The sequence below is a fragment of the Streptomyces sp. NPDC002156 genome, assembly GCF_053593675.1.
In genome coordinates this window covers 85,384-108,175 of the sequence record NZ_JBSFDA010000005.1, presented here as the reverse complement: position 1 = coordinate 108,175, position 22,792 = coordinate 85,384, and the positions used below count along the sequence as shown (strand labels likewise).

Annotated in this window: 20 protein-coding genes; 10 read left to right on the top strand and 10 right to left on the bottom strand. The window is 71.8% G+C overall.

Annotated features, from left to right (window positions below):
* The first annotated feature begins 51 nt into the window (after window positions 1-51).
* Entirely contained in the window at window positions 52-303 is a 252-nt protein-coding gene (locus ACWCRB_RS04385) for a plasmid mobilization protein (protein WP_450994564.1), read from the top strand.
* Window positions 300-683, top strand: coding sequence for a fic family toxin-antitoxin system, toxin component (locus tag ACWCRB_RS04380; RefSeq protein WP_450994563.1), 384 nt, complete (start codon window positions 300-302; stop codon window positions 681-683). Before ACWCRB_RS04385 ends, ACWCRB_RS04380 begins: the two co-directional genes overlap by 4 nt.
* 1 nt (window position 684) lies before the next feature.
* Here the strand turns inward: ACWCRB_RS04380 and ACWCRB_RS04375 are convergent, their stop codons facing one another.
* Window positions 685-804: a DUF397 domain-containing protein gene (locus ACWCRB_RS04375; RefSeq protein ID WP_450994562.1), complete on the bottom strand. Its 120-nt coding sequence runs from the start codon at window positions 802-804 to the stop codon at window positions 685-687.
* Window positions 767-1,714, bottom strand: coding sequence for a helix-turn-helix domain-containing protein (locus ACWCRB_RS04370; protein WP_450994561.1), 948 nt, complete (start codon window positions 1,712-1,714; stop codon window positions 767-769). Before ACWCRB_RS04370 ends, ACWCRB_RS04375 begins: the two co-directional genes overlap by 38 nt.
* A gap of 134 nt (window positions 1,715-1,848) precedes the next feature.
* Between ACWCRB_RS04370 and ACWCRB_RS04365 the strand changes: the two genes are divergently transcribed.
* A complete protein-coding gene (locus tag ACWCRB_RS04365) occupies window positions 1,849-2,370 on the top strand; it encodes a DUF7848 domain-containing protein (protein WP_450994560.1) in 522 nt (173 codons plus the stop codon).
* Window positions 2,371-2,447: 77 nt separating this feature from the next.
* Window positions 2,448-3,239 carry a DUF899 domain-containing protein gene (locus tag ACWCRB_RS04360; RefSeq protein WP_450994559.1) on the top strand — a complete coding sequence of 264 codons (792 nt, stop codon included), beginning with the start codon at window positions 2,448-2,450 and terminating at the stop codon, window positions 3,237-3,239.
* Between the two features lie 284 nt (window positions 3,240-3,523).
* Here ACWCRB_RS04360 and uvrA read toward each other — a convergent pair whose 3' ends face one another.
* Window positions 3,524-5,974, bottom strand: a complete 2,451-nt coding sequence (gene uvrA, locus ACWCRB_RS04355; protein WP_450994597.1) for an excinuclease ABC subunit UvrA — start codon at window positions 5,972-5,974, stop codon at window positions 3,524-3,526.
* A 117-nt stretch (window positions 5,975-6,091) separates the two neighbouring features.
* Here uvrA and ACWCRB_RS04350 point away from each other — a divergent pair, with 117 nt between their 5' ends.
* A complete protein-coding gene (locus ACWCRB_RS04350; protein ID WP_450994596.1) occupies window positions 6,092-6,820 on the top strand; it encodes a TioE family transcriptional regulator in 729 nt (242 codons plus the stop codon).
* A gap of 21 nt (window positions 6,821-6,841) precedes the next feature.
* Here ACWCRB_RS04350 and ACWCRB_RS04345 read toward each other — a convergent pair whose 3' ends face one another.
* From ACWCRB_RS04345 to ACWCRB_RS04335, 3 genes are read right to left on the bottom strand one after another with little or no spacing between them, the layout of a single operon-like run.
* A complete protein-coding gene (locus tag ACWCRB_RS04345; RefSeq protein ID WP_450994558.1) occupies window positions 6,842-9,256 on the bottom strand; it encodes a protein kinase domain-containing protein in 2,415 nt (804 codons plus the stop codon).
* 53 nt (window positions 9,257-9,309) lie between these two features.
* Complete coding sequence (locus tag ACWCRB_RS04340; RefSeq protein ID WP_450994557.1) at window positions 9,310-11,481, bottom strand: bifunctional serine/threonine-protein kinase/ABC transporter substrate-binding protein; 2,172 nt, start codon at window positions 11,479-11,481, stop codon at window positions 9,310-9,312.
* A complete protein-coding gene (locus tag ACWCRB_RS04335) occupies window positions 11,481-12,380 on the bottom strand; it encodes a hypothetical protein (RefSeq protein ID WP_450994595.1) in 900 nt (299 codons plus the stop codon). The genes ACWCRB_RS04340 and ACWCRB_RS04335 overlap by 1 nt, the downstream gene beginning before the upstream one ends.
* 168 nt (window positions 12,381-12,548) lie before the next feature.
* Between ACWCRB_RS04335 and ACWCRB_RS04330 the strand changes: the two genes are divergently transcribed.
* Window positions 12,549-12,857 (top strand): hypothetical protein, encoded by a 309-nt coding sequence (locus ACWCRB_RS04330; protein ID WP_450994556.1) that lies wholly within the window; start codon window positions 12,549-12,551, stop codon window positions 12,855-12,857.
* 6 nt (window positions 12,858-12,863) lie between these two features.
* On the opposite strand, the gene ACWCRB_RS04325 is transcribed toward ACWCRB_RS04330, so the two are convergent.
* Together ACWCRB_RS04325 and ACWCRB_RS04320 are read right to left on the bottom strand one after the other, a co-directional pair.
* The gene (locus tag ACWCRB_RS04325; protein ID WP_450994555.1) at window positions 12,864-14,408 is read right to left on the bottom strand and encodes a hypothetical protein; all 1,545 of its coding nucleotides are present in this window, start codon (window positions 14,406-14,408) and stop codon (window positions 12,864-12,866) included.
* A 41-nt stretch (window positions 14,409-14,449) separates the two neighbouring features.
* A complete protein-coding gene (locus ACWCRB_RS04320) occupies window positions 14,450-15,730 on the bottom strand; it encodes a PucR family transcriptional regulator (RefSeq protein WP_450994554.1) in 1,281 nt (426 codons plus the stop codon).
* A 100-nt stretch (window positions 15,731-15,830) separates the two neighbouring features.
* Here ACWCRB_RS04320 and ACWCRB_RS04315 point away from each other — a divergent pair, with 100 nt between their 5' ends.
* The 4 genes from ACWCRB_RS04315 to ACWCRB_RS04300 all read left to right on the top strand — a co-directional run bounded on the left by ACWCRB_RS04315 (window position 15,831) and on the right by ACWCRB_RS04300 (window position 21,185).
* Window positions 15,831-16,307, top strand: coding sequence for a nucleoside deaminase (locus ACWCRB_RS04315; RefSeq protein ID WP_450994553.1), 477 nt, complete (start codon window positions 15,831-15,833; stop codon window positions 16,305-16,307).
* The gene (locus tag ACWCRB_RS04310) at window positions 16,300-17,277 is read left to right on the top strand and encodes an isopenicillin N synthase family dioxygenase (RefSeq protein WP_450994552.1); all 978 of its coding nucleotides are present in this window, start codon (window positions 16,300-16,302) and stop codon (window positions 17,275-17,277) included. The genes ACWCRB_RS04315 and ACWCRB_RS04310 overlap by 8 nt, the downstream gene beginning before the upstream one ends.
* Before the next feature lie 168 nt (window positions 17,278-17,445).
* Entirely contained in the window at window positions 17,446-19,569 is a 2,124-nt protein-coding gene (locus ACWCRB_RS04305; protein WP_450994551.1) for a hypothetical protein, read from the top strand.
* Window positions 19,569-21,185 (top strand): ABC transporter substrate-binding protein, encoded by a 1,617-nt coding sequence (locus ACWCRB_RS04300; RefSeq protein WP_450994550.1) that lies wholly within the window; start codon window positions 19,569-19,571, stop codon window positions 21,183-21,185. Before ACWCRB_RS04305 ends, ACWCRB_RS04300 begins: the two co-directional genes overlap by 1 nt.
* Before the next feature lie 24 nt (window positions 21,186-21,209).
* On the opposite strand, the gene ACWCRB_RS04295 is transcribed toward ACWCRB_RS04300, so the two are convergent.
* Window positions 21,210-22,169: a CU044_5270 family protein gene (locus ACWCRB_RS04295; protein WP_450994549.1), complete on the bottom strand. Its 960-nt coding sequence runs from the start codon at window positions 22,167-22,169 to the stop codon at window positions 21,210-21,212.
* Window positions 22,166-22,780, bottom strand: a complete 615-nt coding sequence (locus tag ACWCRB_RS04290) for an RNA polymerase sigma factor (RefSeq protein WP_450994548.1) — start codon at window positions 22,778-22,780, stop codon at window positions 22,166-22,168. The genes ACWCRB_RS04295 and ACWCRB_RS04290 overlap by 4 nt, the downstream gene beginning before the upstream one ends.
* Window positions 22,781-22,792: the final 12 nt, after the last annotated feature.

Here is a 22,792-nt window from a genome sequence, read left to right as displayed (position 1 = left end):
AGATTGATCCAACCCACTGTAGCGGCGCGTAGAAGCCGCTACGCTTGGCCCATGGCGAAGAAGCAGATCAACGTGCGTGTGGACGACGAGGTGTACGCCGGGATCGAGGAGCGCGCGGCGGCGGCCGGCATGGAGGTGACCGACTACGCCCGCCAGGTGCTCGCCGACGAGGCGAACGACATAAGGCATCGGTTCCTCGAGGCCGGGGCGCACTTCATGGACGCGTGGGGTCCCCACTTCGCCGAGAAGTTCGGCCACCCCGCGCCCGCCCAGGACGAGACGCGCGGGCAGGACGCCGCGTGATCCTGCACATCGACCGTGCGTGGCTGCTCGACCTCGCTCACCGCAGCCTGCCCGGTGACCCAGACGTCACCGACTTCGGCACTCTTCAGGCCGCCGTGGCCCGGCACGCCGACAAGGTGATGGACAGGCCCGTGTACGCCGAGGTGCACCATCGGGCGGCAGCGCTCATGCACCAGCTCATCCGGTGCCCAGCGCTGGAGTACGCCAACGAGCTGTTCGGCGCGGTGGTGGCCGCCGCGTACCTGACGACGTCAGGGTCCGTGGTGACGGCAGACTTCAAACAGGCCGGGGACCTGGCCGAGCGGATTGCCCGTGACGGGCTGGACGTACGCGAGGTCGCGGATGAGATCAAGGAGTGGACTGCCCGCCCTAAGGGCTGAGTCAGTGAGACGTGAACGCCACGAACTCGGCCCAGGCGGCCCGGGTTACGACGATCACGGGACCCTCGGGAGCCACCTTGCTGTCACGGACGGGGACGACGCCGGGGAATCCGGGGGCCACTTCGATGCAGTTGCCGCCGTCGTTGCCGCTGTAGCTGCTCTTGATCCAGGTCGCCGTGTCGAGTGCGTGCCTGTGCATGATGCTCGTAACCCTCCATCACGTCGCTGATCAGAGCGGCGGATTCGCGGGCCGACGGAATGTCCGCCCTGAGCACATCATAGGTCTGGCTGTGCCGCGCGTAATCGGCTGGATCATTGGTGAAGTGGCCCTGGCTCAGCGACTCCGAGTACACCCACCGCTCGCCGGGGAGGTCGATCAGGGACATGGAGCTCTTCGGCGGAACAAGCCCGAAAAGGCCCGTCGGGACCACCTGGATACGGATGTTGGGGCGCTGCCCGACACCCAGCAGATGCGCGCACTGGTCGCGCATGACCTCCGGGCTCCCTACCGCGTTGCGCAGACAGCTCTCGTCCAGGACAGCGACGTACAGCGGGCCGTCGTCCGCCAGGAAGCGCGGCTGGCGACTCAACCGGGCCCGGACGCGTTCCTCCACCTCGTTCCCTGTCGAAATCTGGGAGAACAGGGCGTGCGCGTAGCCCGGAGCCTGCAACAAGCCGGGGATGACCTGCTCCTGATACTCCCGGAGGGCCACCGCCTCCCTATCCATCCTCGCCCGCCGCTCGAACCAGTCCGGATGCTGAACCTCCGGATACCAGTCCACCTTCTTCCACAACCGAAGCAACACCCCACCCGTACCGAGCAGTTCGTCGCACATCTTCGCGAACGTGTCCTGCGGGACGCTGATCCCCGCCTCCACCTTCGCCACGTGGGACCGGTCGCACGGGATCTGCTGGGCCAGAGCCGCCTGCGTCAGGAACGCGGCCTCGCGGAAGTGACGTAACACCTCGCCGAACAGGGCGGCGTTGCTGACTCCCGTCCCGGAACCGTCCTCAGCGTTTCGTCGCGCCACGCGTCCTCCTCGTGTGCCCTCATGTGCCAGTGCCCCGTTCGCACGCCTCAGGCGTTGAAACGGACCGTTCCCCTCAGCCACGCTCAGTACACCCAGAGTAATGACAAGCGGTGACGCACGTACGGAGTTGGCGCATGACCGACGAACAGCAAATCGAGCCGGGGACAACGACGTTGGAGGAGCAGCTGAGGGCGAGCCGGCGCGCGGCCATCCACCACTCGGGGCTCAGCCTGCTGCCCGCCACGATCTATCCGTCACCTCCCGTACCCGTCCCGGGCTGCGCCACCTGCGACGAGCTGGCCGAGATGCGGCGCACCGCCCGGACCGAGGCCGACCGCAGCCGCGAGGCCGACGCCAACGTGCTGCTCCGCCGCCACCAGCGACAGGAGCACACCGGCAATGGGGAAGGTGCGGAGAAGCCTCGCCGCCGGATCTTCCGGTACGTGCCGTACTCCATCGTCCAGGACGGCTCCGCCGAGCCCGAGTACGAAGCGCGCTGCGTCTCGGGCGACGAGCACGACTGCGGGGCCGTGTCAGGACGGCACGCGAACCCGGCCGAGGTCGAGGAATGGCAGCGGCTGCACACCCAGGAGACCCGCCACACCCGCTACCGCCGCTGCTTCGCCGACTACTCCGTACTGGAACCGCAGGCGTAGGGCCGGGTCGCGATGAGTTTCGGCCGGGTGCAGAGTCTGTTGTGGTGACCGTCGCTGGAGTACGTACGGAGGACACCATGACGAACACGCCGAGTGACCCGACCGCCACCGCAGCAGCTCTGCCGGGGCGCCCGCCCGTCACAGACCTGGCGACCTGGCAGGCCGCCCGTGACGAGCTGCTGGTCCGCGAGAAGGCGCACACCCACGAGGGCGATGCCATTGCCGCGGCCCGCCGCCGACTCCCGATGGTGGAGTTCGACGGGACGGTCGAGGTCGTCGGGCCCGACGGCCCGGTCCCGTTCCTGGACCTGTTCGAGGGCCGCGACGAACTCGTCGTCTACAAGCACATGTGGTACGACGGCGCGCCGCACCAGGGCCAGTGCGAGGGCTGCACCACCACGGCCTGGCACCTCAAGGACGCCGTCTACCTCAACGCCCGGGGCGTGTCCTTCGCCGTCGTGACGACGGGCCCGTGGGACGAGGTCGCCGACTTTGTCGAGTTCATGGGGTACACCCAGCCCTGGTACTCGGTACGCGACGTGGCCGGCCCGGCCGGCGGCGACATGGGCTACCTCACCTCCTACCTGCGCGACGGCGACCGCGTGTTCCTCACCTACTCCACGACAGGCCGTGGCACCGAGCGGGCCAACGGTTCCCTGGGCCTGCTCGACATGACACCGTACGGCCGCGGCGAGGCCTGGGAGGACAAGCCCGACGGCTGGCCCGAGGGGAACGTCCCGTGCTGGTCCTGGCGCTCGGACGCCGACGGAAACGCCTCCTGGGGCCCGACCAGCCGCCCGGTCCCCCAGTGGACCCGCCCCGACGCGACCCCCGTCCAGACCCTCGGCCGCCACGGTCCCCACCACTGACACCGTCAGCGACGTGCCCCAGTCGCCGCCGACCACACACCGGCCCCCACACACGACGACCAGCACCCCCAGAACGACGATCCCCGGGTTGACCCACACCGGCACGAGGTCGTAGTCGGCGTTGCACTTGTACGTCACCCCCAGCAGAAACAAGGAGACAAAGCCCAGAGCCAGCGACGCCAACGGCCGTAACGAGCCCACCCGACGCATCAACTGCAACTGCCCCTCCCCCAGGAAGCGTTCGAAGCCATCCTCCGTGATCACCGGACCCCGCCACCCAGGAATCAGGTACTCCGAAGAAACCCACCCGTCAAAGAGCCACCCACCTCCGCGACCTGTTCCGGCGTCCCCTCCGCCACCACCAGCCCGCCCCCGGCACCGCCCTCCGGGCCGAGGTCGACGAGCCAGTCGGAGGCGCGCATGACGTCGAGGTTGTGCTCGATCGTCACGACCGAGTGGCCCGCGTCGACGAGTCGTTGGAGTACGTCGAGCAGGCGGGCGGTGTCGGCGGCGTGCAGGCCGGTGGTCGGTTCGTCGAGGAGGTAGAGGGTGCGTCCGGTCGCGCGGCGGCCCAACTCCTTGGCCAGCTTGAGGCGTTGGGCCTCGCCTCCGGAGAGGGTGGTGGCCGGCTGGCCGAGGGGGAGGTAGCCGAGGCCCACGTCCGAGAGCCGTTGCAGCCGGGCGGCGACCTGCCGTACGCCCCGGAAGACGGTCAGCGCCTCGTCCACCGTGGCGGCCAGCACCTCGGCGATGTCGTACCCGTCGTAGCGGATCGCCAGTACTTCACTCCGGAAGCGGCGGCCCCGGCAGCCCGGGCACCGCACCTCCACCGCGGGCAGGAAGTGCATGTGCACGGCGAGCACACCGGCGCCCTCGCACCGCTCGCAGCGCCCGCCCGGCACGTTGAAGGAGAAGGAGGCGGGAGTCAGCCCCTTGGACCTTGCCGTGTCCTGCGCGGCGAACAGCTCCCTCACCGGCGTGAACACATCCGCGTACGTCGCCGCGTTCGAGCGCGGCAGGCGGCTGATCGGCTCCTGGTCGATCGTCACGACCTTGTCCAAGTGCTCCCAGCCTTCGATGTCGTCGTGCTCCCCCGGCGACACCGGCAATGCCCTTGCCGGGTCCAGGCGTTGATGTGCCGCCCGCCCCAACACATCCAATATCAGCGTCGACTTGCCCGACCCCGACGGCCCGGTGACCGTCACCAGCCGCCCGAGCGGAATCCGTACGGTGACGTCCCGGAGGTTGTGGGCGCGCGCCCCGCGGATCACCAACTCCGCATCCGTAGAAGGACGTTCCTTGCGTACGGGGTGCTGGAGCCGTCCCGACAGATACGCCCCGGTGACCGATCCCTCCGTCGCCGCCACCTCCTCCGGGGTCCCCGAGGCGACGACCCGGCCGCCGTCCCGGCCCGCGCCCGGACCGATGTCGACGACGTGGTCGGCGGCCCACAGCACATCCAGGTCGTGCTCGATGACGAGGACCGTGTTGCCCAGGTCCCGCAGGCGGCGCAGTACGTCGACGAGGCGGGCGGTGTCGGCGGGGTGCAGTCCGATGGTCGGCTCGTCAAGGACGTACAGCATGCCGGTGAGGCCCGAGCCGAGCAGCGCGGCCAGGCGCAGCCGCTGTGACTCCCCGGCGGAGAGGCTGGTGCTCGACTGGTCGAGGGTCAGATAGCCGACCCCGGTGTCGACGAGCCGTCGTACCCGCTCCTCCAGGTCGGCCACGACGGGCTCGGCGAACCGCCACTCGTCGCCGGCGGCATGCGACTTCAACTGCCCGACCCAGTCGGCGAGTTCGGTGATCGGCAGCCGGGCCGCGTCGGCAATCCCGAGGCCATGCACGGTGACGGCCCGGCTCTCGGCACGAAGCCGGGTGCCCTCGCACTCCCCGCAGACCTCCTTCACCATCGAACGCTCGGCCTTCTGCCGGTAGTCGGTGTCGTCGATACGGTCGGCGTAGCGCCGCATGAACGCGGTGACGACCCCCTCGAAACGGCCTGCGGAGACGGTGGCCGGGGGCTCGACAGCGGGGAAACGGTTGCGGAACTCCGGTGACTCGACGCCGTACAGGAGCAAGTCCCTTGTCTCCGGGGGTAGTTCGGCTACCGGGGTGTCCCCGTCGAAGGTGAGGCCGTAGTGGTGGGCCGCCGCCAACAGCAACCGCACGTTCCGCTCGACGAGTTGGCGGGGCCAGCCCCGCACCGCACCGGCGGCGACGCTCGACTCCTCGTCCACCAGGGTCCGTACCTCCACCCGGATCACCTCGCCGAGCCCCGTGCAGGACGGGCAGGCACCGGCGGGCTTGTTGAAGGAGAAGGAGCCCATGGCGAGTTCGGGCACGGAGGCGGAGCAGCGCGGACAGTCCGCGAGAGGGACGCGCTCCCCGCAGCTCGGGCACGGCCGTACGCCGATCCGGGACCACAGCAGCCGCAGATAGGTGAAGACCTCGGTCGCGGTGCCGACCGTCGAGCGCGGGCCGCGTCCGGCCGGGCGCTGGTCGACGCTGACCGACGGGGACAGACCGGTGATCGAGTCGACGGAGGGCCGGCTGACACCGGCGGTCGCCACGCCCCACGACTCCATGTACTGCCGGTGGCTCTCCCGGTGGAGGGTGTCGAGTGCGAGCGTGGACTTGCCGGAACCGGAGAGACCGGTCATGACGACCAGTTTCCGCTTCGGGATCGCGAGCGAGACGTTCTTGAGATTGTGGAGACGGGCACCTTTGATGTGCATCACGGAACTTCGGTCAACCGTGTCTTCATCCATACCTTCAAGTTTTTCATTGAAGTTCCTGTTGAGACTTTTAGGCAGAAACACCGGGCCGCACTGCCCCTAAGCTTCAAATCCGTGATGAACCACGAGCCGCGACTCCGTCCCGTCGACCTCGCCCGGCTGTCGGGACTGTCGACGCAGCAGATCCGCAACTACGAGGACGCGGGCGTCCTGCCCCCGGCGGCGCGGACGGAGTCGGGATACCGCGTCTTCGGGGACGTGCACCGGCGCGCGCTGCTGACGTACCGGGCCCTGCAACCCGGGTACGGGCCCCTGGCGGCGACCGCCGTCATGCGCACCCTGCACGACGGTGACGTACCGGGCGCCCTCGCGCTCGTCGACGCGGCGCACGCCGGACTGCACGAGCAGCGGACGGCGCTGCGGGCGACACGCGAGGCATTGGAGGCGCTGGCCACAGGGCGCACTCCGGCGGCGACGCCCCGTACGGCCGACCTCGACCTGCGGATCGGTGAGTTGGCCGCGCTGCTCGGCGTACGGACGTCCGCGCTGCGGGTGTGGGAGGCGGCGGGGCTGCTCACCCCGGACCGCGAACGCGGCACGCGCTACCGGCAGTTCGGGCCGGACGACGTCCGTGACGCCCGCCTGATCCAGACGCTCCGCCGCAGCCACTACCTCCTCGACCAGATCCGCCCGGTACTGGAAGAACTGCGTCAGCAGGGCAGCACGGAGGCACTGCGAGCGGCGGTCGAGGCACGCGGGGAGGCGCTGGCGGGGCGTACTCGGGCGATGCTGGCGGGGGCGGGGCGGTTGGCGGAGTACATCGAGTACGTCGAGCAGCGGGGGTGACGGTCTACGGAACGGCGCCGGTCAGCTCACCTGGTCGTACCGGCCGAGGAAGCGGAACTCTCCGTCCTCGACCTGGTACAGGAAGCTCGTGTTCTCGGGTCTGAGGCCGTGGGTGATGTCCTGGTTGAAGCGGATGGGCTTGGCCACACCGTCGTAGGTGAGCTTGAAGAGGCGTTCGGCGACCTGCCCGGGAGTGATGCCGGCGCCGCCGCCGTTGGCGTTCAGGGAAGCGGCGATCAGACCCACCGCGTCATAGGCCTCGGCGGCCCAGCGGGCGGGAGGCGCGTCGTAGCGGTCGCGGTACGCGGCGGTGAAGGCCCGGGCGGCCTTGCTGTCCGACGACTGCGGTTCGCTGTAGGGCGCCCCCGACACCCAGCCCTCGGCGGCCTCGCCCGCGGCCTCCGGGAAAGCCGGGCGCATGACGGGTTCGAAGGTCACCCGGGGACCGGTGAAACCCGCGGTGGCCAGCGCGCGGGCACAGGCCGCGGCCCGGGTCGGCGAGGTGCCCGCGTAGACGACGGCCTCGGGGCGCGTGGCCAGCGCGGCGGCGACGGCCGGGCCGAAGTCGTCCGTGCCGGACGCCACCGGGTGGACGGTGGTGGTGCCCTCACTGGGCGGTGTCTCGCGCAGGTCGCGGGCGAGGTCGGCGGCCGTCTCGCCCGCGGCCTGGTCCTGGACGACGGCGGTGCGCTCGACCTTGTGGACCCAGGTCAGGTAGGCGAGCACCGGTGTGGTCCGGTACCTGCTCGGGGCCGTGGTCACGCAGAGGGTGCGTTCCGTGGCCGCGGACAGCCCCAGCGCGTCGTAGTCGGCCGAGACGAGCAGGACCGGCGTGGACGCCTCCCCGTACAGGGGGACCGCCACGCGGGCGGCGGCGACGGTGGTGGGGCCGATCACCGCGCACAGGGACCGCTCGGCGAGCAGCTCGCGGGCCCCTGCCTTCGCCCGCCCGGCCTCGCCCCGGTCGTCGTACGAGGTGAGGGCGAGCCGGAAGCGGGTGTCCTTGCGGGCGTTGTGGGCGGCCACGGCGAGCCGGGCGCCGCGCTCCTGCGCCAGTCCGACCTCTTTCTGATCACCCGTCAGGGCGGCCTGGAAGCCGATGACATAGGTGGGCAGGTTCAGCGCCGCGCCACCCTGTGCGGTTTTCTGACGGTTCGTCAGGACGATCGCGGTGCCGGTGCCGGACGCGGCGAGGACCGCGACGGCCGAGCCGCCGATGGCGAGCATCCGGCGCCGGGAGGGCGTGCGTCCCTCGTCGACGACGGTGGGCTCCAGTGGGGCCAGGGGCTCGCTCTGGCGGGGTGGCGGGTCCAGGGCGCGGGCCGAGCGGTCGGCGACCAGGCGCAGTACGGCGGAGGGGAGCCAGTCGGGCGGGAGGGCGGCGGTGAGGGTGAACTCCTGCGCGGGGGACGCCTGTTGATGGGGCGGCATGGCCTGGTGGTCGGGAGCGGCCCGGTGAGGGGGGTCGGCCTGGTGGTGGGGAGCGGCCTGGTGGTCGGGAGCAGCCGGTCGACGGGGATCGGCCGGTCGACGGGGATCGGCCTGGTGGTCGGGAGCGGCCCGGGGAAGGAGATCGGCCCGAGGAAAGGGATCGGCCGGTTGATCTGAGCCCGTCGTCGGCTGCTCGGCAGCTCGCAGGGCGCGGGCGAGTTCGGTCGCCGTAGGTCGCCCGGCGGGGTCCTTGGCCAGGCAGCCGGTGATCGCCGTACGCAGGGGGAGCGGCAGCCGGTCGAGGCCGGGTACGTCGGGTTCCTCGTGCACGGTGCGGTACAGGACGGCGGCCGGGTCGCCGAGGCCGAAGGGCCGCTGCCCGGTGAGGGCGTACGCCAGCACACAGCCCAGGGCGAACAGGTCGCTCGCCGGGACCGCCTCGCCACCGGTCCGGACCTGCTCGGGGGCGAGGTAGCCAGGGGTGCCGACGATCGCGCCGGGCTCGGTCAGCGCCGTGGCACCGCCGGCCTGGGCGATGCCGAAGTCGATCAGCCGGGGGCCGTCGAGGGCGAGCAGGACGTTGCCCGGCTTGACGTCCCGGTGCACCAGGCCGGCACCGTGCACCTCGGTCAGTGCCTCCGCCAGCCGGGCGCCGAGCGCGGTGACGGCGTACGGCGTCAGCGGGCCGTGGCCGTCCACCGCCTCGGCCAGGGACGGCCCGGGTACGAACGCGGTGGCCAGCCACGGCTCGCGTGCCTCGGCATCGGCGTCGGTGACCGGCACCAGCCAGCGGCAGGTGAACCCCCTGGCCAGCCGCGCCTCGCGCCGGAACCGTTCCCGGAAGGCCCGGTCGGCGGCGTACTCGGCGCGGATGACCTTCAGGGCGACCAGGGTCCCGTCGGCGGTGCGGGCCAGGTAGACCACGCCCATGCCGCCCGCGCCGAGCCGGGCGAGCAGCCGGTGCCCGCCCAGCTCGCCGGGGTCCCGCGCGTGCAGCGCCCGCATCGGTCCAGCTCCTCCAGTACCTGTCGCGTCGGATCACGTCGGATCGCGTCGGATCAGTCTCCGGTGAGGTCCCGGACGCCCACATAGGCGAACCGGCCGTTCTGGACGCGGTACTGGTGAAGCAGTTGCTGCTTCATCCGCTTCTGGTCGTCGAAGGCGTAGGTCGCGGCCACCCCGGTGAACCGGGCCGCGGCGAGGGCCTGGGTGAGCCGGTCGCGGGTGGGCCGCTTCCCGCCCTTCGGGGCGAGGGCGGTGAGCCGGTCGGCGAGCAGGCGCGTCACGTCGTACGCCTCGGCCGCCCACGGGCCCGGCGCGCTGCCGTACCGCTTGCGGTAGGCGGTGGCGAAGGCGCTCACGGGTGCGGCGTCGGGTCCGATGTACGACGTCAGCGCCTGCCAGCCCTCGGCCGCCCGGCCGGCCCCGGAGACGAAGGCCCCGGTGGCGGAGGCGGCGTCGAGGTAGCGGGGCCCGGTGAAGTTCCGCTCGGCGAGGGTGCGGGCGACCGCGGTTGCACGTTCGGGAGTGCCGATGTAGTAGAAGCCGTCGACACCGCGGCCGAGCATGTCGTCGGTGACGGGTGCCAGGTCGCTCGTGCTCGCGAGGGCGGGCACCACGCGCAGGTACAGCTCCAGCCGGCCGCTCGCGGCGCTGCTGGTCACGAGCACTGACTCCATGCCGACCAGCCCGCCCGCCCTGTCGCCCAGCAGACCCAGCTTGCCGACACCCCGCTCGCCGAGTGCGGTGACGGTGGCGAAGGCGCCGTACGCGGACAGCGTCGCGGCCCTGAAGTACGAGCGCGGGTCGGTGCCGGCGATGCCCGCCTGCGCGGCGCGGGCCGACAGCTCCGACACCGTCAGCAGGGGCATCACGGCGGCGTCGTAGACCTCCAGCGCGGCCAGCGTCGAGGAGTAGCCGGTGGGGCCGAGCACGGCGAGGACATCGGTGGCACCGGTCAGCCGCCGCGCCGCCCGGACCGCGCGGGCCGGCTCCCCCCGGTCGTCCTCGGTCCGCAGGGCGAGGGTGAACGGCCTGCCCTTACGTGCGTTGAACCGCTCCACCGCCAGCCGCGCGCCCCGCTCCTGCGCCCGCCCGGTCTCCCGCAGCGGGCCCGTCAGATCCGCGTGGAGGCCGATGACCCAGGGGCTGTTCGCGGTCTGTGCCCGCGGGGTGTCCTCGTCGTCGCGCAGCGTCGCCCACAGCGCGGTCCCGCCGCCCGCCAGGAGCAACGCCGCGCCGCCGCCCAGGGCGAGGACCCTGCGCCGGCCGTGCCCCGGGCGCTCCTGGGAATCCGGGAACTCCGTGGATTCCTGCGGGACTTCGGTGGGCTCGATGCCCGGCAGGGCCAGCATCTCCGCCGACCGTTCGGCGATCATCCGTACGACCGGGTCGGGCAGCCAGTCGACGGTGCCGGCCGGGGCGTCCTCCACCAGTGCCGCGTCCAGCTCGGCGGCCGTGGGCCGCTCCTCCGGCTGCTTCGCCAGACAGCGGCCGAGCAGCGCCCGCAGCTCGGTGTCCGCCACACCGTCCAGCTCGGGCTCGTCGTGCACGGTGCGGTACAGCAGCGCGTCCGCCGCGCCGGTGCCGAACGGCAGGCGGCCGGTGGCCGCGTACGCCAGCACGCACCCCAGCGAGAAGACGTCGCTCGCCGCGCCCACCCGCTGCGCCCGTGCCTGCTCGGGGGAGAGGAAGCCGGGGGTGCCGACCACCATGTTGTCCGAGGTCAGCTCGGTCTCGTCGGTCGCCGTCGGACGCGCGATGCCGAAGTCGATCAGGCGGGGGCCGTCGAGGGCGAGCAGGACGTTGCCCGGCTTGACGTCCCGGTGGACCAGGCGCGCCTCGTGCACGGCGGTCAGGGCGCGCGCCAGTACCTTGCCCAGCACCCGTACCGCACGGTCCGGCAGCGGTCCGCAGGCCGCGACCGCCTCGGCCAGGGCGGGTCCGGGCACGAACGTGGTGGCCAGCCAGGGCGCCGCCGCCTCCGTGTCGGCGCCCAGCACCCGTACCACCCACGGGCTGTCGACCTGCCCGGCGGAGGACGCCTCGCGGCGGAAACGGGCCCGGAACTCGGCCTGGTCGGCGTACTCGGGCTGGATCACCTTCACGGCGGCCAGGTCGCCGGTCCCGGTGCGGGCCAGGTAGACCACGCCCATGCCGCCGGCTCCCAGGCGGCCCAGCAGGCGGTTGTCGCCGAGGCGGGAGGGGTCGGCGGGAAGGAGACGCTCCATCACTCGCCGCCCTTCTTGTCCCCGACGGTGGGGCTGTCGGAGGGGGTGCCGGAGGGGGTGGCCGGGTCCGGTGAGGCCGAGCCGGCCCCGGTGGGGCTTCCGATCGCGTCCTGCACCCGCAACAGCGTCCTGACGGCCACATCCAACTCGGGCGACGTGCCCTCCTGCCCTCCGCACGAGGACGCGGAGATCACGACCGGGCCAAACACGGACTGCGTCCACGAGTAGGGGTACGGACCGCCCCGGGTGTCGCTGACGCACGCGCCCGACTCCGACAGCGAGTCGTCGCTGGACGTGTTACCGCTCTCGCCCCACGCGACGGCCACGGAGGAGAGATCGGTCAGCCGCTCACCCGCCCGCAGGGTCTGTTCCGGGCAGCCGACGCCCTCCTCCAGCATCCCGGCCTGCTCCCAGGCGGCGTCCAGCGCCGTCCGGTGCACCGTGACCGTGGTCGACATCCGCACCGCCCCCTCGGCACCGCTCGCGGGCACCTCGAAGTGGCGGGTGAGCGTGGCCAGTACGTCCTCCGGCAGCCCCTCCCGCTGCCATGCGCAGTTCTCGCCCAGCACGGCCCAGGTGTTCGGATCGCTCTCGTACGGCGTCCCCGGCGCCGCCCCCGACCCGACCAGCTCCGGATCGGCGATCACCTTCCGGACGAACGCCCACGCCTCGGCCGCGCTGTGCGGCTGCTTCGCCGGGTCCGCCCGTTCGGTCGGCGAGGCCGCGGGTAAGGCATCGGCGCCGGTGACCGCGTCCGTGTCACCATCACTCCGGGCGGCATCCGGGCTCGCCCCCCGCGTCGTCTCCCCGCCCGGACCACCGCCGCCGTCCGTACAGCCGGCCAGCAGCGTCGCGCACGTCATCACCGCCCCGCAGACCAACCGGGCTCTCGCATACATCACGATCTCTCCCCTCCCCCAACACCCCGTTTCCTCAAGGTAGTTCAGAGTGCTCATGGTGTACGGGACATGCCTCGTGAACTGTCGGCAACCTGTGACACCGGCGCCTGGCCGGCGGAGTACATCGAGCGTGTCGAGGGGTAGGTAACCCTGGACGAGGGGGTGGGTATGGGCAACTGGGTCGTGATCGCTGAGTACTTCTACGGTGAGTCGCACCGGACGGAGTTCATCTGCCGTGGGCGGGAAACGAAGGACCAGGCGCTGGAGGAGCTCCGTGCTGCCGTCCACACATACGTACCGAGCAAGAACATCATCGAGAAGCGGCGCCGCGTGTACCGCTTCACCGACCCGGAGTCGTACCTGGTGGTGATCAAGGGCAAGCTGTCGGAGTGGGAGTGCACCCTGCGCGTCGCGGAGCTGCTCTCGGACTCGGCCGACCCTGACGGGCCCCAGGACCTGATCCCGCCCGGGTTCTGAGAGCGGCTAAGGCATCAGCTCCAGCATCACCGCGCGCGGCAGCGACGGATTGCCCGCCGCCGCCCGCACCACCTGGCGGTCCTCGTCTGCGAGCAACTCCACGACGGCCTCGGGCGGCAGTGCCGGGTGCGCGGCGGCTATGGATCTCACGTCGGTGACCGTCAGGCAGGCGAGCAGGGCTTGTGGGGTCGCGTGCGGGTGTCGGGCGATCTCGCGGAACGCCTTCTGTACCGGCGGCCGGTGGCGGGTGAGGTCCTCCAGGAGAGCGCCGGACGCGTCCGGGTTGGTCGCCACCTTGGCCAGGACCCGGACTCCGTGCCGGTCGACCATGGCACGCAGCTGTGCCTCGGAGAGGCCCGGGTGAGGGGCGACGGACTTGAGCACCTTCGCGTCGGGGTCGGCGGCCAGCGCGTCGCGTATCCCGGCGGGCAGATCGCGGCGCAGGGCCAGGAGCATCCGTACGGTCGGGTCGGTCGAGCGGGCCAGTTCCTCGACCTCGGCGGTCGACGCGGTCGCGATCCGTGGGGGCAGGGCGGCGCCCAGTTTCGTGGTGGCGGCCAGGCGGGTGAGGGTGTCGAGCGGCACGTTCGGGTTGTGCGCGAGGTGGCGTCGTACGTCCGGATCCTCGTCGTCGGCCAGAGCGCGCATCAGCGCTTCGTCGATCGCGGGGTTCCCGGCGAGGTCGGCCCGGATGCCCGGCACGGGGTCCGCGGCGAGGCGTCGGCTCACCTCCGGGGGGAGGTCGGGGCGTTCGGCGAGGGCCCAGCGCAGCATCGTCGACGGGTGGTCCGCGAAGGCGACCACGGCTTCGGTGGGCGTGGCCGGGTTCCGCAGGGCCGCGTGCTGTATGTCGTGCACGGTGGACTCGTGGGAGCCGTCGCAGGAGGCACCCGGCGGCAGATCGCAGTCGGGCCGGTCACAGTCCGGGGCGTGCGTGTACGGCGTCTCCTCACGCTCGCAGACCGGGCACCGTCGCGCGGGCGGCAGCCCCTCGCCGCTGACCAGCGCCGCCAGTACGGCCGGTGGCGTCGCCTCGTTCCAGGCCAGCGCCCGGCGGACGTCGGCGTGCGGATGCTCCGCGAGCCTCGTGGCGACCTCCGGAACCGTCGTCCACAGGGCGAGTTCCGCGGCGACCTGCACGTCCGGGTCGGCGGCGAGCGTCTCGGCCACATCGGGCGGCAGGCCCGCGCAGGCGGCCAGTCGCTCCCGGCGCACGGCCCACGGGTCCGCCGCGAGGAGCCGGGCCCACTCCGGTTCGCCGCGCCCCTCGTCCAGCAGCGCGAGAGCGGTGTCCGGCTGGGCGACGGGATCGACGTCGGCGGCCGTCAGACGACCCTCGCGGGCCAGCAGTACGCCGGCCTCCGGGACGCGTGCGAACAGCGCGAGCGTCTGCGCGTGGCTGAGGTCCCCACGGCAGGCGAGGTCGTCCACGAAGTCGACGTCCGCAGCCGCGACCTCGATCAGCCGGTCGACCAGCTCGGACGGCAGGGCGGTGTTGGCGGCCAACCCGCACAGGACATGGGCGTGCGCGTGGATGTGGGCATGGGTCACAGGGGCATTCTGGGTGGGCTCGGCCCGGTGTTCACACGCTTTTACGCCACCGTCCGCAGGCCCCCCGCTCCCGCCCCCGCCGCCCCGGTCCCCCGCACCACCCGCCACGCACAAGCCGCCGTCAGCAGCTCCCCCAGCAGGTCCGGGTCGTCGATCTCCAGGCCCAGGAGGGACTCGATTCGTTCCAGGCGCTGGTAGAGGGACTGGCGGCCGATGTGGAGGAGGGTCGCCGTGCGGGTCGGGGAGCAGCCGTTGCGGAGGTGGACCTCCAGGGTGCGGACGAGGTCGCTGGGGTGGGCCGCCTCCCAGGCCAGCAGGGGGCCCAGGGTGTGCTGGACCAGGCGGGTCAGGCGGTCGTGGTTGGCGTCGACTCCGCCTCGGGTCAGTTCCCGTTCGAGGGCCAGGGCACGGGACGAGGTCACCAGGGGGCCCTGGGGTGCGTTCGGCTCCGGGGGCGGCACCGTCAGGGCCAGTTCCAGCGTCGTACGGGCCGCGCGCAGCGTCTCGCTCCAGCGCAGCCAGCCGCTGCTGGCGTCGACGGCGTGGCCCACGGCCACGGTGAGGCCGGGGGCAGCAGACGTACGGAACGCTTCCTGCACCGCCCGTACGGGGTCCCGGCCCCTCGCCGTCTTCGCGCCCGCCCCCGGCAGCACCGCCACCAGCGCCAGCACGTCCCCCGGGAACGCCGCCCGCAGCACCGCCCCGCCCAGGGTCCGCACCGCTCGGTCCACCGCCCCGACCTCCCGCGTCCCGTGCACGGAGACGCCGATCAGGCGGGCGCCGGGGCCGGGGTGGAAGCCGGACAGGGCCGCGCGGGCCTCGACCTCGGGCTGGTTCAGGGGCTGGGCGTCGGCGAGGTCGGCGAGCAGGGCGGCGGTGTGGTCGTCGCCCCAGGGGCGGACCACCGTACGGCCGGACAGGCCCCGGGCGACGATCGCGCGGTTGGCGGCCTCCGTGATGCGTACGAAGGGGACGACCCGGCGCAGCGCCAGCAGGGGCAGGCCCAGGCGGCGGGCCTCGTCCGTCACCTCGGGCGGCATCGCCGGGAGCGAGCGGCCGATCTCCACCGCGAGGCCCGCCGCACCCCGGGCGGTCAGCTCACGGACGTACCGGCGCCGTACCTCCTCGTCCGTGTCGGTGAGGCCGAAACCGTTGGTCAGCAGCAGTTCGCCGCCGTCCAGGAAGTTCGCGCCCTCGTACACCTCGCTGGAGTGCACCCAGCGCACCGGACGGTCCAACGCGGCCTCCCCGGTGAGGAGTTCGGGCTCGGCGGCACGGACCGGGTCGAGGGTCAGGACTTCACGGAGGGTGAGTGCGGGCACGGGTGCCTCCAGGGGCGCTGACACTTCGTCCTGCTGCGGGATGTCCGGAGAGTACTTTCCGCACGTTGCCCCGGTGTTTCCGTCGAAGGAGAGTGGACCTATGGATCAGGGAGATCAGGTACGTCAGCTGGATCCGGCACAGGCCCGCTCCTGGCTCGCCGTCGCCCTCGAGGAAGCCCGTGCCGGGCTCGCCGAGGGCGGTATCCCGATCGGCGCCGCGCTCTTCGGCGCCGACGGCACACTCCTCGGGCGTGGGCACAACCGGCGCGTCCAGGACGGCGACCCCTCGACACACGGGGAGACGGCCGCGTTCCGGAACGCGGGACGGCAGCGTTCGTACCGTGGGACGACCATGGTCACCACGCTCTCGCCCTGCTGGTACTGCTCGGGTCTGGTCCGGCAGTTCGGTATCTCCCGGGTGGTCGTGGGCGAGGCCGTCACCTTTCACGGCGGCCACGACTGGCTCGCCGAGCACGGCGTCGAGATCGTGCTGCTCGACGATGCCGAGTGCACCGCCCTGATGCGCGACTTCATCAAGAACAATCCCGCACTGTGGAACGAGGACATCGGTGAGTGACCTTCGTACGACCCCGCGAATCCCGACCGTCGACCTGCGCCCCTGGCTCTCCGGGGACCCCGATGCCCGCGCCGCCATCGCCCGTACCGTCGACGAGGCCCTCCAGACCGCCGGTTTCCTGCTGGTCACCGGGCACGGCGTCGACCCCGCCCTGCGGGCCGGGGTCCGGGAGGCGGCCCGTGCCTTCTTCGCACTGCCCGCCGAGGTGAAGGAGCGGTACGCCGTCAAGGTCGGCGGGCGGGGGTGGCTGGGGCCCGGGGCCGAGGCCAACGGGTATTCGGAAGGGACCGAGACTCCGCCCGACCTCAAGGAGTCGCTGTCCTTCGCCACCCACGAGCCCTTCGACGACCCGATCGTCAACGCCGAGTGGTACGCGCCCAACGTCTGGCCCGCCGAGGCGCCCGAGCTGCGGGCGCTGTGCGAGGAGTATCTCGACCGGATGGGCGAGCTGGAGAAGGAGCTGCTCACCCTGCTCGGTGACGCGCTCGGGCTCGAACCCGACTTCTTCTCCCGGCACATGGACCATCCGACGTACGGCTTCAACATCAACTGGTATCCGGGGATCGAGGTCGTCGGCGAGCCGGAGCCGGGGCAGTTCCGGATCGGGCCGCACACCGACTTCGGGACGGTCACCATCCTCGACCGGCAGGCCGGGAAGGGCGGGCTGCAGGTCTACACGGACGAGGGCGGCTGGGAGGACGCGCCCTTCGATCCGGAGGCGTTCACCATCAACATCGGTGATCTGATGGCCCGTTGGACGGGTGATCGGTGGCGGTCCGGGCGTCATCGCGTGCTGCCGCCGCCGGCCGACGCGCCCGCCGAGGAGCTGATGTCCCTCGTGTACTTCGGCGAGTGCACCCCGGGCACGACCGTCGAGTCCGTGCCCGCGCCGGTGGGCCGGGTCGCGTACGAACCCTTCGACTCGCACGTCTATCTGCGGGGCCAGTTGGACTCGATCACGGTCGAGTAGGCCTCCGTACAAAGCTGAGCATCGGGTCGATAATTTCGTAACTCAACGGACATCTCACTATCTGGTCCGATGCAACTCCCTCTTCTTACACTGGTGTTGCTGCGACACACAGCAGACTGAACAGCGCTGCTGCACAGCACTTTGAACCGCGCCAGGGGGAGGGATGCGGTGCTCAGACGGCTGCACGGACGCGGGGCGCTCTTCGACACCGAGCCGCCGGGGCTCGCGCCCCGGCTCATCGGACTGCGGCCCCACCACCACATCGCCGCTCCCCTCGAACACCCCCGCGAGCTGCCGTTCGTCGTGCTCACCGCCGGGCGTGGGCTCGGCAAGAGCGCCGTCCTGCGTGAACTGCGCGCCGCCTACCAGGGGCACACCCCGATCGCGCTGATCGACTGCGAGGACCCCCAGTTCAGCGGGTCGTTCGAGTCGCGCCCGGCGCAGGCCTGGTCGCCGCTCGCGCAGGCGCTGCTCGTGATCGCCGAGCAGCTCGCCGAACCGGTCACCGGCGCCCGACGGATCGCCTTCCCCCGGCTGATGTCGGGGCTGATCGCGGTGGCCGCCGGCGGCTGGGGCAACGCCGACACCGAGCGCATCCGGTGGGAGGTCCAGCGGATGCTGCTGCTCAACGAGAGCGCCTCCTGGTTCAGCGGGTTCGCCGCGCGCTGGGCGGGCCGGGTGGCCGCGAAGGCGGTCGCGGCGGCGATCAGCGACGACCCGCTGGTGTCGGCGGTCATCGAGGCGACGCTGGAGGCGATGACGGAACGTTCCTCGGGTGCGCGGCAGCGCCGGGCGTCCACCTGGTACCGGACCTATCCGAACGCCGGGGACCGGGCCGAACTCGGACTCCGGCTGCTCTCCGACCACTTCAGGGCCGGCGGCACCTCCCGCGAGCACGCCGAGCGCTATCTCGTCCGCGCCCTGCTCGCGGACCTCACCGACGCCTACAGCGGCGTACGGGCGCACTTGCAGCGCCTCGGCCGTCCGCTCGTCCTCGTCGACAACGCCCAGGGGGCGCCGGGCCGCGAACTCATCGAGCAGGTGCTGCGCGACCGGTCCGAGGGCATCACCGACCAGGTCGCCTTCATCGCCGCCGTGCGCGGCAGCGGCGGCCAGTCCTCGCTGCGCAACGCCGTACGCCGGGACCTGCGCGAGACCGCCCAGCGCACCCGCTGGACCCCGGCCGACACGGTCGCCTCCCGGGCCCTGCTGGTGTCGCTGCCGCCGCTCTCCTCCGACGACACGCTGCACATCGTCGACGCGGTCTGCACGGGTACGGCGGTGCCCGTACCGGCCGAACTCCCGCCCGCCACCCACCGGTTGACGTGCGGAAACCCGCTGGGCATCGCCCTGCTCGCCGAGTCGGCCCGGCAGAACCTCCCCCAACTGCCGCCCACCGCACCCTTCGGCGCCCTGCTCACCGCCGACCTCGTCCTGTACGAGGACCGCGACGGCCGTCCCGCCTACCGCGAACTCCTCGACCGGCTCGTCCCCGCCGACCGGCTCGACGAACTCACCGTGCTGGCCGCCGCCCACGACCACGACTCGGCCTGTCTGCTCGCCGCCGTCCAACTCCCGGACGACTTCGGCCCGTCGAGCGTCCGCGCCCTGGAGACCCGGCTCACGGCGGAGGGACTGCCCGCCGTACCGGGGCAGTTCGTCGGCGACGCCTTCGTCCGCACCCTGCTCCTGCTGCGCCTGCACCACCGGCACGCCGACCACGGCAAGTGGCGCGACGTCCACGAGACCCTCATCCAGCACTACGAGGGACCCGAACCGTCGGCGGCCCGCTACCGCCTCCACCACGAACTCGCCCTCGGCGACACCGGACCGGCGGTCGCCCATCTCCGGGACACATTCCACAGCCTCGACACCCGCACCTGGCTCGACACCCTCCTGTTCGTCGCGTCCGCGCCCTACTTCCACGCCCACGACACCGAGGGCCACGACTTCGCGGGCGGGGACCACCTCCGCGCCCGGATCGCCCTCGGCCACACCGACGCCGAGCAGCTCCCGCCGGACGACGTGGACGCCGTACTGCATCTGCGGGTACGCCGACTCCTGCACGCCGTCTGGCAGTTGACCGATCCGCTGGTGCTGCCCGACCGGAAACTGTGCGACCGGCTGCGCTACGAGCTGGAGCAGCTGTCCAACGACCCGCGTGCCAGCAACGCGCTGCTGTGGCAGGCCTCGCAGGAGTGGCCCGAGGCCGCGCTCGCCGGGCGCCCGCTGCGCGTCCCGGGCGACGAGGACTCCGCCGACGACGACAACCGGACCGACGGAGGCGCGTGATGACCCGCACGAGTTCCAGAGGTACGGGGTCCAGGGGTGTCGGCCGGTGGCTGCGCGAGGGGGTCTGGGCGATCCCGCTGCGCCGCTATCTGGCCCTGCTGGTCACGGCGGCGCTGGTGACCGGACTCGGCTTCACCGTCCAAAAGCTCACCGAGGACGACCGTTCCTGCGCGCCCGGAGTGGTCAGACCGGCGGGCAGCGACGAGTGCGTGGGCGTCTCGACGACCGGCTTCTCCTTCGGGCGGAAGCAGCTCGCCGACACGATCACGGCGATCGACCGCGAGAACGACTCCCTCACCGACGGCAAGGACGACAAGGGCTATGTCACCGTCGCCCTGTTCGAGCCGTTCACCGCGACCGACGCGGACAACCTCGGGGATGTGCTGCACGAACTCCAGGGCGCGTATCTCGCCCAGTGGAAGGTGAACCACGACGCGAACGGCGAGGGTCCGCCGATCCGGCTGGTGCTCGCCAACCCGGGCCGTACCGGCGCTCATTGGGAGCACACGGTCGACCAGCTGGAGAAGATGACGACCACCTCGGACCGGCTGCGCGCGGTCACCGGGATAGGGCTCAGCACCGAGGAGAACGCGCGGGCCGTCAAGGAGCTGACGAGCCGTGGCATCCCCGTCGTCGGCACCTCCATCACGGCCGACAGTCTCGCCAACGGCCAGCAGGGCAACCCCGCGGGCATGATGCCCTTCCCGGGGCTGGCCCGCGTCGCGCCGACCAACACCGACGAGGCCCTCGCCCTCGCCTCCTTCGCCAAGGTGGCGGCCGACAAGGCGGTGCTGGTGTACGACGATCCGGGCGACCCGTACACGCTCACCCTGCAAGCCTCGTTCGAGAAGCTGCTGAAGGGCTCGCGCTACCAGCCGTGGCCCTTCACCCCGCTCGCCGACCGCACCAAGGAGGGCACGACCGCCAACGACTTCCGGCAGATCAGGGAGCTGGTCTGCGACACCGCGCCCGCCGTGAACACCATCCTGTTCGCCGGCCGCCACACCCAACTGCGCCAGTTCATCAACGCACTTGGCGAACGAGGCTGCCAGCAGCGGGAGTTCACCATCCTCACCGGTGACGACGCCTCTTACCTCACCGGCGACGCGAAGCTCGACCCCGAGGCCCTCGAACACGGCATCTCGGTCCGCTACAGCGCCCTCGCCCACCCGGAGGCGTGGCTCAAGAAGCCCCCGGAGACCGGGGGTTCGGCGGCCGACGCCCAGGACCTGGCCGACCTGCTGGCCGCCGCCCAGGCCAACAGGACGGCCAAGACCGACAGGCCCCTGCCGATCGGCGAGGTCGACCTGGAGGACGGCCAGCTGATCGTGGCGTACGACGCGATGCGGCTGACCGTCGAGGGCATCCGCGAGGCCACGCCCCGTGGCCAGTCCGCGCCGACGCTCGCCGACGTGGGCGACGAGTGGACCCTCATCAAGGGCTCCTCGGGGCGGGTGAACGGCGCGAGCGGCTGGATCTGCCTCGACAACTACGGCAACCCGTACGACAAGGCCGTACCGATCGTGGAACTGACCTCCGACCGGCACGCCCGCTTCGTCGAGATCGCCTGGCCGACCGGGAAGCCACCGGAGAAGGACTGCCTGCCGCCGTCGTAGGCAGTCCCTCAACCAGGCTGTGGGTTACGGGCGTTGGCCCGTCCGGTCGACCACCGCGCGCTCCAGGACCGAACTGCTGCCGATCAGCTTGCCGTCGTCGAGCACCCGTTCACCGAGGAAGGTGTACGTCTTCTTGTCGAAGATCAGCTGCTCCTCCTCGCCGTCGGCGCCGGTCCTGGTGACCGCGATCCCCGTCCGGCCCGTCGTGTCCTGCACGTCCTGGACCACCTCGACGCCCGGGATCTTCGCGGCGGCCCGGTAGAGCGCGGCGCCCACCTTCGGCGGCATCAGGGTCTCCCGGATCAGATCGCCGAAGAGGACGAAGGCCCGGTAGTCCTTGTCGGGCTGCTCGTCGTCGACCTCCTCGGCGACGGTCTCGTACAGCCAGGCGAGCATCTTGTCGGGGTCGGTGGGCAGCTTGGACAGGGAGCGGTAGCTGGTGGCCGACGGGGTCGCGGGCTTCTCCAGAAGGTCCCCCGAGAAACTCAGTACCTGGTGCCGGAGGTGGTCCTTGTCCTCCTCCAGGAGTCCGTCCCGGACGCCGTCCACCGACAGCCAGACCTCCCGGTCGTGGACCGGGTCCAGCTTCCCGGGCCCGCCGTTGGCGTAGGTCATGTAGGCGATCCGGCTCTTGATGTAGACGAACTGGTCGTCACGGATACCGCTGGGCAGTTCGGTGCCCTCGGCGGCGAGCGCGATGTTCTCCAGCAGGGTCGTGGCCGTCTGGACGGTCGTCGTGGTCGTGGTCCCCTTGCCACTCGTACTGTCCGCGCCGCCGCCGGGAAGGACGACGAAGGTGAGCGCGGCGACGGTGGCGACGGCCCCGGCGGTGATCGCGGGCCGCAGCCACACATTGCGCCGCGGAGCGCGCTTCTCGTCCTCGTGCCGGATCTCGGTCATCAGATGCTCCTTGAGGAGTCGGTGACGGCCCGGCGGAAGGTCTCGCTCGGAGAATCCGGGGGGTGTGCTCATCGGCTTGCTCATCGGTTTCCCTCCCTCATGGGCCCGACCGCGGTGATGCGGTCACCTCTCATCTGTCCGCGCCCGGTGGACGGTTCCAGGTTTTTGACATGTTTCGCGAGCTTTGTACGGGCCCTCGACAGCCGCGACCGTACGGTCCCCACCGGCACCCCCAACGCCTCGGCCGCCGCCGGATAGTCGAGCCCCGACCACACGCACAGCGCCAGCACCTCCCGCTCGGGCCGCCGCAGCAGCGCCAACGCGGTGCGTACGAGGGCCAGTTGGTCGGTGTCGTCCAGGCGGCCCGCGACCTCGTCGGCGAAGTCCCGCTCGACCTCGTCGCGGGGCAGCCGGGCGACGGCGGCGGCGTGTCTTCGGGCGGCGCGGCGGGTGTTGCGCGTGACGTTGGTGGCGACGCCGAGCAGCCAGGGCCGCAGCGAGCCGCCCTCCTCGTCGACCTTGGCGCGCAGCCGCCAGGCGTCGAGGAAGGTCAGCGAGACCACGTCCTCGGCCGCCGACCAGTCCCCCGTCAGCCGGAAGGCGTGGTTGTAGACGGAGCGCGCGTACGCGTCGAAGAGTTCACCGAAGGCGTCGTGCTCCCCCGCGCGGATCCGTTTCCGCAGATTCGTGTCCACGCCCACTTACCT